Origin of the sequence: Amycolatopsis sp. NBC_01488 (genome assembly GCF_036227105.1) — a bacterium.
GTDB lineage: Bacteria > Actinomycetota > Actinomycetes > Mycobacteriales > Pseudonocardiaceae > Amycolatopsis.
In genome coordinates, this window is the sequence record NZ_CP109434.1 from 3,014,600 (window position 1) to 3,026,169 (window position 11,570).

At 70.5% G+C, this 11,570-nt stretch carries 11 protein-coding genes; 5 read left to right on the forward strand and 6 right to left on the reverse strand.

What is annotated here, in order from left to right; genetic code table 11:
* The first annotated feature begins 6 nt into the window (after positions 1 to 6).
* Positions 7 to 753, forward strand: coding sequence for an alpha/beta fold hydrolase (locus tag OG738_RS14615; RefSeq protein WP_329054382.1), 747 nt, complete (start codon positions 7 to 9; stop codon positions 751 to 753).
* Between the two features lie 66 nt (positions 754 to 819).
* On the opposite strand, the gene OG738_RS14620 is transcribed toward OG738_RS14615, so the two are convergent.
* From OG738_RS14620 to OG738_RS14635, 4 genes are all read right to left on the reverse strand, one after another.
* Positions 820 to 1,776, reverse strand: coding sequence for a peptidoglycan recognition protein family protein (locus OG738_RS14620; protein ID WP_329054384.1), 957 nt, complete (start codon positions 1,774 to 1,776; stop codon positions 820 to 822).
* 62 nt (positions 1,777 to 1,838) lie between these two features.
* Positions 1,839 to 2,714: an A/G-specific adenine glycosylase gene (locus tag OG738_RS14625; RefSeq protein WP_329054386.1), complete on the reverse strand. Its 876-nt coding sequence runs from the start codon at positions 2,712 to 2,714 to the stop codon at positions 1,839 to 1,841.
* Positions 2,715 to 2,777: 63 nt separating this feature from the next.
* On the reverse strand, positions 2,778 to 3,269 hold the full coding sequence (locus OG738_RS14630; protein WP_329054387.1) for a beta-class carbonic anhydrase: 492 nt from the start codon (positions 3,267 to 3,269) through the stop codon (positions 2,778 to 2,780).
* A gap of 109 nt (positions 3,270 to 3,378) precedes the next feature.
* Positions 3,379 to 4,479, reverse strand: a complete 1,101-nt coding sequence (locus OG738_RS14635; RefSeq protein ID WP_329054388.1) for a LacI family DNA-binding transcriptional regulator — start codon at positions 4,477 to 4,479, stop codon at positions 3,379 to 3,381.
* Between the two features lie 188 nt (positions 4,480 to 4,667).
* Here OG738_RS14635 and OG738_RS14640 point away from each other — a divergent pair, with 188 nt between their 5' ends.
* The 3 genes from OG738_RS14640 to OG738_RS14650 are packed head-to-tail and all read left to right on the forward strand — an operon-like array spanning position 4,668 to position 7,312.
* Positions 4,668 to 5,579, forward strand: coding sequence for a metal ABC transporter solute-binding protein, Zn/Mn family (locus OG738_RS14640; protein WP_329054389.1), 912 nt, complete (start codon positions 4,668 to 4,670; stop codon positions 5,577 to 5,579).
* Positions 5,580 to 5,581: 2 nt separating this feature from the next.
* The gene (locus tag OG738_RS14645; protein WP_329054390.1) at positions 5,582 to 6,427 is read left to right on the forward strand and encodes a metal ABC transporter ATP-binding protein; all 846 of its coding nucleotides are present in this window, start codon (positions 5,582 to 5,584) and stop codon (positions 6,425 to 6,427) included.
* Between the two features lie 3 nt (positions 6,428 to 6,430).
* Positions 6,431 to 7,312, forward strand: a complete 882-nt coding sequence (locus tag OG738_RS14650) for a metal ABC transporter permease (RefSeq protein WP_329054391.1) — start codon at positions 6,431 to 6,433, stop codon at positions 7,310 to 7,312.
* 530 nt (positions 7,313 to 7,842) lie between these two features.
* Here OG738_RS14650 and OG738_RS14655 read toward each other — a convergent pair.
* Both OG738_RS14655 and OG738_RS14660 read right to left on the reverse strand, forming a co-directional pair.
* Positions 7,843 to 9,051: a DUF445 domain-containing protein gene (locus OG738_RS14655; RefSeq protein WP_329054393.1), complete on the reverse strand. Its 1,209-nt coding sequence runs from the start codon at positions 9,049 to 9,051 to the stop codon at positions 7,843 to 7,845.
* A gap of 40 nt (positions 9,052 to 9,091) precedes the next feature.
* Positions 9,092 to 10,267 carry a DUF445 family protein gene (locus tag OG738_RS14660; RefSeq protein WP_329056707.1) on the reverse strand — a complete coding sequence of 392 codons (1,176 nt, stop codon included), beginning with the start codon at positions 10,265 to 10,267 and terminating at the stop codon, positions 9,092 to 9,094.
* A gap of 392 nt (positions 10,268 to 10,659) precedes the next feature.
* Here OG738_RS14660 and OG738_RS14665 point away from each other — a divergent pair, with 392 nt between their 5' ends.
* Positions 10,660 to 11,553 (forward strand): hypothetical protein, encoded by an 894-nt coding sequence (locus OG738_RS14665; RefSeq protein WP_329054394.1) that lies wholly within the window; start codon positions 10,660 to 10,662, stop codon positions 11,551 to 11,553.
* The last annotated feature ends 17 nt before the right edge of the window (positions 11,554 to 11,570 follow it).

Consider the following 11,570-nt stretch of genomic DNA (forward strand, 5'->3'; position numbering starts at 1 on the left):
GGCCGCGTGCTCTGTTTCGGCGGCAGCGGCGTGCCGATCGTTCTGCTCCACGGCCTGATGGGCCGCGCCCGGACGTGGTGGCGCGTCGCGGAGTGGCTCCGGCCCTACGGCGCGGTGTACGGCCTCGACGCCCGCGGCCACGGCAGCGCGCCGCGCGTCGGGCCCTGGACGACCGAGCGGTTCACCGACGACGTCGCCGCCGCGCTGCGGGCCCTGGACGCCGGGCCGGCCGTGCTCGTCGGGCATTCGATGGGCGGCCTGCACGCGTGGACGACCGCCGCGCGCTACCCGGAGCTGGTGCGCGCGGTCGTGTCCGAGGACTTCGCGCCCGACCAGCGCGGCCGGACCGTCGAGACGTGGCGTGGGTACTTCGAGAGCTGGCCGGTGCCGTTCAAGTCACGGGACCACGTCCGCGAGTTCTTCGGCGACGCGGGCGACTACTTTGCCGACTGCGTCGAGGAACGCGCGGACGGCTTCCACCTCGTCGCCGACCTCGAAGACCTGTACGTCATCGCCGCCGAATGGGGCCGGCGGGACTACTGGGACGTCGTCGCCAAGATCCGCTGCCCGCTGCTGCTGGTCGAGGGCGAGCACACGGCGATGCCGCCCGGCCAGCAGGCGCTCGTCGCAGAACGGGTGCCGGGCGCGAAGCACGTGGTGGTCCCGGGTTCGGCCCACCTGCCCCACGACGAAGCCCCGGAGACCTACCGGGGCGCGGTGGAAGCGTTCCTCTCGGCCGTGCTCAACCGGTGAAACCACGCGTGACCAAGCAGACGGCACACCGAGCGCGCCGTTGAGCCCGGTGCACCGACCACTCGGTCACGCGCGGGTCAGGTCGGCTCGCCAGGCGGCCGTGGAGCGGTCGGACGGGACGATCAGCGGCCAGACGTCCGCGCCGAGGAAACCGGTCTCGTCCGTCGCCCTCGCCGCGGTGCACGTGTCGCGCGGCAGCCCGGCCTGGACGGCCAACGCGGCCACAGCGTCCTTTGTGGACTTCCCGAAGACGCCGTCGGTCGGCACGCCGAAGCCCGACGCGCGCAGGAACTGCTGCGCCAGCTGCACCTGACGACCCGTGTCACCCGGCTTCAGCAGCGGCCATTCGGGCTCGGACCGCGCCACCGAGACGCCGAGGACGCGGCCCACGGCCGTCCGCAGCTCGGGCAGCCGGTTGTAGAGCACCTGGCCGGGGCACTCGGTCGTGTTGAAGTCGCGGTGGCCCTTGATGAACTCGGGCGTGATGCCGTACTGGTGCGCGATGTAGGCGACCAGCGAAACCAGCGAGTCCCACAGCGCCTGCGGCACGTCCACCGTGCTGTACATGCCTTCGTTCTCGATGCCGATGACCTCGCTGTTGTGGTTGCCCACGTTCGCGCCCTGCACGTGCTGGGTGCCGCCGCGCAGGATTTCGAGGCTCCGGTGCCTGCCCTCGGTGACGAACCCGCCGCGGCTGTTCGTGAACTGCTGGCCGCTGTCGATCCAGCCGTTCTTGTCCATGTGCAGGTTCTGGATGTACCGCGAGACGTAGAACGCGCGCGCCAGCGAGAAGTCGTCGTTCATCGGCGGATCGACGGCGTGGTGCACGACGATGTAGGTCGGCTTGTGGTTCTCCACCACGATCGGGCCCGCGGCGGGCCGCGCGCCCCATTCGGACGTCGGGTGGATCGTCGGTGTCGGCACGGCCGCCGAGGCCGTCCCCGTGGTCGTCATCCCCAGTGCGCCGGCCGCGGTCGCGGTCACCCCCGCCTTGAGCAGGGTCCGGCGGTCAACAGTGACCATGCGGGAAAGGTAGCCCCGGACCGCGCCGATGACAACTATTGACCAACTTTTGTCGTAGCGCGTTAGTGTTCGCCCGGGAGAGCGAAGAGCCCGCCGCTGGTCTGCTCCAGCAAGCCGTCGACGAGCAGGGAGTCCAGGCAGCGGTCGCGCTGGCCGCCGTCGTGCCAGACCAGGTCGAGGCGCGCCTTCTCCACCGGGCCTTCGGAGCCGCGCAGGACATCCAGCAGCAGGCCGCGGACCTGCCGGTCGGTGCCGGCGAACTTCTGCACCGGCTTGGCCGGGCCGGCGTACTCGGGCCGGCCGGCCAGCTGCCACGCACATTCGTCGTACACCGGGCAGTCCGCGCACCTCGGCGAACGTGCGGTGCAGATCAGCGCGCCGAGTTCCATGATCGCGGCGGAGAACTTCGCGGCGGGCGCGTCGCCGGCGGGCAGCAGCGCCTCGACGTCGTTCATGTCCCGGGTGTTCGACGCGGGCCCGGCGTCCCCGGCCCCGTGCACGGCCCGCGCGACGACGCGCCGCACGTTCGTGTCGACGACCGGCGCCCGCCGCCCGTAGGCGAACGCCGCGACGGCGCGTGCGGTGTACGCGCCGATCCCGGGCAGCGCGAGCAGAGTGTCCACATCGGACGGAACGACGTCCCCGTGGTCGCGCGCGATCACCCCGGCGGCCTCGTGGAGCCGAAGCGCGCGCCGCGGGTAGCCGAGCTTGCCCCAGGCCCGCACGACCTCGCCCTGCGACGACGCGGCGAGCGCCGACGGAACCGGCCACCGCGCCATCCACTCGTGCCAGATCGGCTGCACCCGCGCGACCGGCGTCTGCTGCAGCATGATCTCGCTGACCAGCACACCCCAGGCCGAGCACCCCGGCTCGCGCCAGGGCAGGTCCCGGCCGTGCGTGGAAAACCAGTCGAGCAGTACGTCAGCGTCCACAGCCACGCGGGGAGGCTACTTCGCCCCCGTCGGCAGCTCGCGGGCGACCTCGTCCGGCACCCGAACGGCCTACTTGACCTCGGTCAGCTTCCCGGCCTTGACGTCGTAGACGAAGCCGCGGACGTTGTCCGTGTGCGGGAGGTACGCGCTGCGCCGCACCCGCTCCATCGACGTCCGGACGCTGTTCTCGACGTTGCGGAACGCTTCGACCGCCCAGGTCGGCCGCAGGCCGGTGGCTTCTTCCAGCTCGTCCTTGAAGTCGTCTTCGGTGACCATCGACAGGCCGCACTCGGTGTGCTGGACGATCAGCACCTCACGCGTGCCCAGCTTGCGCTGCGACAGGGCGAGCGAGCGGATCACGTCGTCGGTCACCACGCCGCCCGCGTTGCGCAGGACGTGCGACTCGCCCTGCAGCAGGCCGAACACCTCGAACACCCGAATCCGGGCGTCCATGCAGGTCAGGATGGCCACCTGCAGCGACGGCCTGGCCGACGAGCGGTCGCCGGGCGTCACGTCGCCGAGTTCCTGGTTGCGCTTGAGCAGTACGTCGATCGAGGTCATCGGTCACCTTCCGGCCAGTGGCCCCGCGAGGCGGGCGTACCACTCCATTTGACCTGGTGAGTACCCGTTCGAGCAATGCACTACGAGCTATGTCACGGCCCCTGAAAACTCAGCCGCCGAACCAGGGCTCCTCGACCGTGCGCGGCGGCGCCGACGTGCGCCCGACGCGCAGCTCGGTCGGCAGCGTGATCACCTTCGGCGAGCTGCGCTCGGCCGAGCCGAGCAGCAGCCGGCCGGCCACCTTGCCCTTCTCCAGCACCGGCTGGTGGACCGTGGTGAGCCCGATCCGCTCGGCCTCGGCGATGCCGTCGAAGCCGGTGACGGTCAGGTCCTGCGGCACCCGCAGCCCGCGCCGCTCGGCCTCGGCCATGGCGCCGAGCGCGAGGATGTCCGAGGTGCAGATCACGGCCGTGATCTGCGGGTACGCGTCGAGCAGCTGGCGGGCGGCGGACGCGCCGTCGTCCACCGTGTGGTCGAAGCGCTCGACCACCGGGACGCTCGCCCAGTCGACGCCGGCGGCCGAGAACGCCACGGCCAGCGCCTCCAGCCGGGTGCGCTGGACGTGGAAGTGCGCGCCGCTCTGCCGGGTGGCCGAGACGAAGTCGTCGTTGCGCTCGCGGGCCAGCCGCATGCAGATGACGCCGACCTGCCGGTGGCCCAGCGAGACGAGGTGCTCGGCGATCTTGCCGACCGCCGCCGCGTCGTCCGGGCCGACGCGGTCGATGCCCTCGATGCTCGGCTGGTCGATGATCACCGTCGGCACCGGGCGTTCCAGCACGGCGGCCAGGCTCGGGTCGTCGTCCGGCACGGAGTAGACGACGAAGCCGTCGACGCCCGCGCGGTGCACCGCGCCGACGTCCTCACGGCCGGGGCTGGCCGGCACCAGGTGCAGGCCGACGCCCGCGTCTTCACAGGCCAGGGCCAGTCCTTCGAGCACGCCGACGGCGGCGGGGTCGCGGAAGGCGTAGGAGAGGTTCTCGGTGAGCAGTAGCCCGACCGCGCCCGCCTTGCGGGTGCGCAGGGAGCGGGCGACGGGGTCGGGACCGGGGTAGCCGAGGCGCCGCGCGGTCTCGAGGACCCGGCGGCGCAGTTCCGGGGACAGCTGGTCCGGCCGGTTGTAGGCGTTGGACACCGTGGTCCTGGACACACCGAGCTCCGCCGCGAGCGACGCCAGCGTCGCCTGCCTCCGGGTGCGAATAGGACGTCCCATCAGCAAACCGTAACGGTTCAGATCGTTTTCCTGAAGAGACACCCCGGGTGGTCGATGTCTCGATCCGCATGCGTGAAGACGCATACACCAACCCGGGATCGGATGGCCAGGAAGTCATCCGGATGGGGTAAGGTGAATCTGACAACGGTTTCCATTAGCGTCTCAGTGTCGTCAGGAGAGTCCCGCAGATGAGTTCCCGCCGTACCAAGAGCGTCCTCGCGGCCGCTTCGGCCTTGTCCGTCCTCGCGCTGGCCGCGTGCTCCGGTGGCACCTCCGGCTCCGACGGCGGCGCGGAGTCCGGCGGCTCCGGGAAGATCAAGGTCGTCGCCTCGACGGACGTCTGGGGCAGCGTCGTCAGCGCCGTCGGCGGGGACAAGGTCGACGTCAAGGCGATCATCCACGACCCGTCGGCCGACCCGCACTCGTACGAGACGACCGCGGACGACGCCCTCGCGGCGAAGGACGCGAAGCTGCTCCTGTCCAACGGCGGCGGCTACGACGAGTTCTTCGGCAAGCTCACCGACCAGGCCGGGGACGCGAAGAAGCTCGTCGCCTACGACATCGCCGCGACCGGCGACGAGAACGAGCACGTCTGGTACGACCTGCCGGGCGTCGACAAGGTCGCCGACCAGGTCGCCGCCCAGCTGGGTGAGCTGCAGCCGGCGTCGAAGCAGGCGTTCACCGACAACGCGACCGCGTTCAAGGCGAAGGTCGACGCGCTGGAGAAGCGGCTGGCCCAGCTGGGTGCGTCGCACCCGGGCACGAAGGTCGTCGTCACCGAGCCGGTGGCGCACTACCTGCTCCAGAGCGCGAAGCTGACCGACGCGACGCCGAAGGCCTTTTCGGACGCCGTGGAGAACGACACCGACGTCCCGGCCGGCGCCGTGAACGAATACCAGCAGCTCATCGCCACCAAGCAGGTCAAGGCGCTGATCAACAACGCGCAGACGGTCACGCCGCTCACCCAGGACGTCGTGGCGCGGGCCAAGGCCGCCGGGATCGGCGTCGTCGACGTGACCGAGACGCTGCCCAAGGGTGTGACGGACTACATTGGCTGGATGACCGGGGAAGTAGCCGCGCTGGCGGGAGCGTTGAAGTAGCCATGTCTCCCGTTTCCGACGACGTACGTCCCGCGGTCCGGGTCCGCGGGGCGGGGCTCGCGTTCGGTCCCCGGACCCTGTGGTCGGGGCTGGACCTCGTCGTCGAGCCGGGCGAGTTCGTCGCCGTGCTCGGCCCGAACGGCTCCGGCAAGAGCAGCCTGCTCAAGGCGCTGCTCGGCATGCAGGGCCTGTCGGCGGGCGCGGTCGAGATCGCCGGCGGCCGCCCGGGCGGCGCGAACCGCAAGGTCGGCTACATCCCGCAGCAGCGCGCGATCGACGAGTCGCTGACGCTGCGCGGCGTCGACCTGGTCGGCCTCGGCCTCGACGGCCACCGCTGGGGTCCGGGTCTGTTCGGCATGGCCGCGCGCCGGCGCCGGGTTTCCGAAGCGATCGACGCGGTGGGCGCGACTCGTTATGCGAAGCAGCCCGTCGGGCGCTTGTCCGGCGGCGAGCAGCAGCGGTTGCGGGTGGCGCAGGCGCTGGTCGGCGACCCCGAGGTGCTGCTGTGCGACGAGCCGCTGCTGTCCCTGGACCTGGCGCACCAGCGCGCGATCAGCGAGCTGATCGATTCCCGGCGGCGCACGGCCGGCACCGCGGTGCTGTTCGTGACGCACGAGATCAACCCGGTGCTGCCGTTCGTCGACCGCGTGGTGTACCTGGTCAACGGCCAGTTCCGGATCGGCAAGCCGGACGAGGTCATGACCACCGAGACGCTGTCGGAGCTCTACGGCACGCGCGTCGAGGTGTTGGAGGTGGGCGGCCAGATCCACATCGCGGGCGCGCAGAGCGCGTTGTGCGAGGAGGAGCCGCACCACCACGAACACGACGTCGAAGAGCAAGTGGGCTGAGTCTTGGATCTGTTCGACTTCGGCAAGACGTGGGAGCTGATCACCGAGCTGCCCGGCGTCCAGACGGCGCTCCTCGCGGCGGCGATCCTCGGCCTGGTGGCAGGGGTACTGGGCCCGCTGATCGTGATGCGGCGGATGTCGTTCGCGGTGCACGGGACGTCCGAGCTGGCGTTCACCGGCGGCGCGGCGGCCCTGCTGCTCGGGATCGGCGTCGAGTACGGCGCGCTGATCGGCGCGGTGGTGGCGGCGCTGCTGCTGGGCATCCTGGGCGCGCGGGACGCGGACCGCGACTCGGTGATCGGCGTGATCCTGTCGTTCGGCCTCGGCATGGGCGTGCTGTTCCTGTCGTTCTACAAAGGACGGTCCGGGAACAAGTTCGGCATCCTCACCGGCCAGATCATCACCATCGACTCGACGAACCTGACGTTGTTCGTGGTGTCGTCGGTGGTGGTCCTGGCGGTGCTGGCGCTGGTGTACCGGCCGTTGCTGTTCGCTTCGGTGGACCGGAACGTGGCGGTCGCGCGCGGTGTCCCGGTGAAGACGCTGACGGTGGTGTTCGCGCTGCTGGTGGGCGTCTCGACGGCGTTGAGCGTGAAGGTGGTCGGGTCGCTCCTGGTGGTGGCGTTGATGGTGACGCCCGCGGCCGCGGCGGCTCGCGTGACGGCGTCGCCGTGGAAGGCGACGGTGCTGTCGATCGTGTTCGCCGAGGTGGCGGCGCTGGGCGGGATCGTGCTGTCGCTGGCGCCGGGGCTCCCGGTGAGCGCGTTCGTGACGGCGATTTCGTTCCTGATCTACGTGGTCTGCCGCGTGATCGCCTGGCAGCGGGACCGCCGGACGAGGGTCCGGGCGGTCGACCCGGCCCCGGACCTCGTCGCGGCAGCCTGAACCACTGCACCTGAAGCGTGTCGCTGATCGCGGCGTTGCCCCCGGCGGGATAGCCGACGGACTGGTACGCCGCGCGGCTGCGGTGCAGGACGCACGTGTTGCTCGGCGTCTGCCTCACCGAACGGGCCGGTACGGCGAAGTTCGTGATGTAGGCACAGGGGTAGTACTCGCCGGACTTGTAGAAGTTGATGTTGACCCTGGACGGGATCCAGTTGTAGTGCGAGGCGTTGCCGAGGTGGAGGGTGAAGTAGACCTCGTTGTTGTCGGCCCAGGCACAGGACTGCCAGTACAGCGCCGAGTTGCCGGGGGCGTACTGGTAGCCGCTGCACACGTGCCCGAACTGGCCCGGGCCCACGATGACGTCGGCGGACGCGATGCCCGCGCCCGCGAACAGGCCGGTGAGCGAAAGTACGACTGCGGTGACGAACCGTTTCATGAGTTCCCCTCGAGTGTGTCCTGGACGGCCGGGTGGCCGACCAGGACACTCGCGAACCGCCGCCGGGTTTAGGCGCGCCGCCGCCGTCACCTGATCAGCCGAGCATCAGCAGGACCTGCAGCTCCCCGACGACGAACCCGATCACCCCGCCCACCGCGATCAGCTTCCACTCGTCCTGCCGGAACGCCGGCCGCAGCAAGCCCTCGAACTCCAACGGCGTCAGGGCCAGCATCCGCTGCTCGATCATCTTCGCGACGTCCATCGCCTCGGTCAGGTAGCCCTCGGCGTACCGGGCCGTGTCGGGCAGCTGTTCGAGGGCTTTCCGGGCCGCCGCGTGCTTCATCTCCCGCAAGCGCGTGCCGCCCACTGTCCGGGAGAGCGGCATCTGCGTGTCGACCGCTTCCGAAACGAGGTGCTCGACCAGCGCCGCCAGCCGATCGGCGCGCGGGCCGCGCAACACCGCGTCCAGCAGGTTCTGGACCGTCAGGACCTCGGTCGCGATCAGCTCCCCGTACTGCCGCGCGACCTCGGCCCGCCGGCGCTGGAACTTGCCCTGGAAGATCACCCGGCCGACGCGGACCGGCTCGCGCGGGACGAAGATCAGCTTGATCGCCAGCCAGTCCGTGCACAGCCCGATCACGCCGCCGAACGCCGGGAGCACCCACGGCTCGCGCGTGAACGCCCAGACGATCGTCTGGACCAGGCCGAGCCCGAAGCCGAAGTAGATCCCCATCCGCGCGATGAACGCCATCTCCGGGCGGGACGTCTCGCGGATCAGCCGGACCAGCAGCGCCTTGTCGCGGGTCAGCCGCTGGACCGTCATGTGCTGGACGTCGAGGACCTCGTCGAGGTTCTCGCGGACGTCGTCGAGGAACTCCCGCACCAGCCGCGGCGCCGACGCCTGGACCTGCTTGATCAGCATCTCCTGGGCCAGCGTCGGCAGGACCTCCCACAGCCGCGGGTGGTGCTCGGCCAGCACCTCGCGCGCGATGTGGTCGACCGCGCGCAGCAACGGCTGCTCCAGCTCGCTCGTGATGATCACCGGGTCGATCCGCCCGATGACCTCGCGCAGGTCGAGCAGGTTGGCCGTGAGCAGCTCGGTCGCGACCGCCGCCATCCGCCCGCCGTGCTTCGGGACGACGCCCTGCCAGCCCAGCAGCGGGGGGATCCCGAGGAAGTCCAGCGGCCGGAACATCATCTCGATGGCGACGCGCTTGGTGACGTACCCGATCAGCGCCGCGATGAACGGCATCGCCGCGTACAGCGGCCAGTGCAGCGCGAGGTCGTGCCGGACAGCGTCCATCCCGACCTCCCTCGCACACCCGAGAGCGAAACCGTACCGGCTACCCGAGCAGCGCGAGCACCTGCAGTTCCCCGACGAGGCCGCCGATCACCGCGCCGACGGCGATCAGCTTCCACTCGTCCTGCCGGAACGCCGGCCGCAGCAGCTGCTCGAACTCCAGCGCGCTCAGCTTCTTCATCCGGTCCACGATCGTGTTGCGCACGTCGAGGGCGTTGATCGCGTAGTTCTCGGCGTGCCGGATCGTCTCCGGGACGCGTTCCGCGGCCTTCGCGGCTGCCGTCTGCTTCATCTCCTGGAACTTCCTCGTCCCGACGGCGATGGCGACGAACGGCTTGACGACGCTCGCCTGCGCGTCGATCGTCTTCTGCACCTCGCGGGTGATCATCGCGAACAGCTTGTCGGACTTCGGCCCGCGCAGCACCGCTTCCAGCAGGTTCGGGATGGTGATGATCTCGCGGGCGATCATGTCGCCGTAGTCGGCGGCGACCTGGTCGCGGCGCTTCTGGAAGATGCCCTGCCAGGTGTAGACGCCGAAGAACCGGCGGGGCTCGCGCGGCAGGAAGATCATCTTCAGGGCGAGCCAGTCGGTCAGCCAGCCGATGCCGAGGCCGAACAGCGGCAGCACGACCGGCGACTTCGTCAGCGCCCACACCACCAGCTGCACGCAGCCGAGGACGAACCCGAACCCGATGCCCGACCGCGCGATGAACCGCATCTCCGGTCGCGAGATGTCGCGGATCAGCCGGTTGAGCAGCGCCTTGTCGCGGACGAGGTTCGTCACGACCATGTGCTGGAGGTCGAGGACGTCCTCGATGTTGCCGGCGATCTCCCGCATGATCTTGGTGATCGCCTTCGGCGCCTCGGCCTGGACGCGCTTGAGCAGCAGCTGCTGCGCGCCGTTCGGCAGCACCTCCCACAGCCGCGGCTGGTAGGTCTCCATCACCTCGCGGGTGACGTCCTCGACGACCCGCAGCAGCGGCTGCTCGATCTCCTTCGCGACCTGCTCGGGGTCGAGCCGGGCGAAGATCTCCCGGGGGTCGACGAGGGTGGTCGTCAGCATCTCGGTGGCGGTGGCCGCCATGCGCTCGGCGTTGGCGGGCAGCACGCCCTGCCAGCCGAGGAACGGCTTGATCCCGGTGAACTCGAGGGGCCGGAACATCATCTCGATGGCGACGCGCTTGGTGACGTAGCCGATCAGCGCCGCGATGAACGGCATGGTGACGTACACCTGCCAGTGCGTGCCGAAGTCCACGCCGCGCACGCTATCGGCCCGGCGTCGGTGCAGCAGGAGCAGCACCTGCAGTTCACCCACCAGGCCACCGGTGACCGCGCCGACGGCGTGGCTCGCGCGGATAGAAGATCACCTTCCCGGGCGAGCCGGCCCGTGACGAAGTCCGTGACGAAACCGAAGATCGGCAGGAGCCGCTTGACGACCTCGGGTGCGCGCCGATGTCGGCGAGGTCGGCCGGTACGTCCACAGTGGCCTCCTCGCGTCAACCGGCTGGTCAACCGACGTCAGAATGCCATCCGTGATCGGGGGTTCCCAAAATCGTGATGCATCCGTTTGGCGGTACGTCCGGATGGGTCCCGGCTCATTAAGGTGGCGCGATGGTCGCGCCTGAGAAGCCCCAGTCCGCCCCGAAGACCGCCCAGTTCGCCGTGGGTGTCCGCGGCTACAACCAGCGTCAGGTCGACGAACGTCTCGCCGAGCTGAACAAGGACCTGCGCGAGACGTCCCGCAGCCGCGACGAAGCCGTCGCGACGTCGTCGGACCTCTCCAAGGCCCTCTCGTACGCGCAGAAGGAGCTCGCCGAGACGAAGGCCGCGCTGGCCAGGATGAGCTCGAGCCCGTCCGGCGCCGGTGCGATGGCCGAGCGCGTCCGGATGATGATGCAGCTCGCGGAGGAGGAGATCGCCGACCTCCGCGCGGCGGCGGAGGCGGACGCGGCGTCGACCCGCGACCAGGCGGACAAGTACGCCCACGAGACCCGCCGCACGGCCGACAAGCTGGCGAAGGACGCGGAGGAGGAGCGCGCCCGCCTGCTGTCCGAGGCGAAGGGCGAGATCGAGAAGCTGAACGCGGCGGCGGGCGCGAAGAGGGTCGAGCTGGCCGCGGCGGCCGAGCGCGCCCGCAAGGAAGCGGACGCCGCGGCGGAGGCTGCGGCGGCCGAGGCGCGGGCGGAGGCGGACCGGAAGGTCGCGGAGGAGCTGGCCGCGCGGAAGAAGGCGTTCGACGAGGACATCGCGCGCAAGAAGCAGGAAACCGAGGCGGCGTTGGCTTCGGCCCGATCGCAGCAGGCCACGGCTGATCAGAACCGGAAGCTGGCTTTGGACCTGCGGTCGAAGGTCGCCGAGCGGATCGCGGCGACGGACGTGGCGGTCCAGGAAGCCATGCGGTTGCTGGCCCCTCTGGAGGAGGCGCCCGCGGCCGGGAACGGGGACCGGAAGCCGGCTCCTGCGCCGGCCGCTGCCGCTGCCGCGACGGCTCCTGCGAAAGCCTGACCCTTTCCCCAGACGCC

Excerpts from the sequence above, each read along its gene's own strand:
- OG738_RS14620 (WP_329054384.1), bottom strand. The coding sequence starts at position 1,776 with ATGGTCACTGTTGACCGCCGGACCCTGCTCAAGGCGGGGGTGACCGCG.
- OG738_RS14630 (WP_329054387.1), bottom strand. The coding sequence starts at position 3,269 with ATGACCTCGATCGACGTACTGCTCAAGCGCAACCAGGAACTCGGCGAC.
- OG738_RS14635 (WP_329054388.1), bottom strand. The coding sequence starts at position 4,479 with ATGGGACGTCCTATTCGCACCCGGAGGCAGGCGACGCTGGCGTCGCTC.
- OG738_RS14640 (WP_329054389.1), top strand. The coding sequence starts at position 4,668 with ATGAGTTCCCGCCGTACCAAGAGCGTCCTCGCGGCCGCTTCGGCCTTG.
- OG738_RS14645 (WP_329054390.1), top strand. The coding sequence starts at position 5,582 with ATGTCTCCCGTTTCCGACGACGTACGTCCCGCGGTCCGGGTCCGCGGG.
- OG738_RS14655 (WP_329054393.1), bottom strand. The coding sequence starts at position 9,051 with ATGGACGCTGTCCGGCACGACCTCGCGCTGCACTGGCCGCTGTACGCG.
- OG738_RS14660 (WP_329056707.1), bottom strand. The coding sequence starts at position 10,267 with ATGCCGTTCATCGCGGCGCTGATCGGCTACGTCACCAAGCGCGTCGCC.
- OG738_RS14665 (WP_329054394.1), top strand. The coding sequence starts at position 10,660 with ATGGTCGCGCCTGAGAAGCCCCAGTCCGCCCCGAAGACCGCCCAGTTC.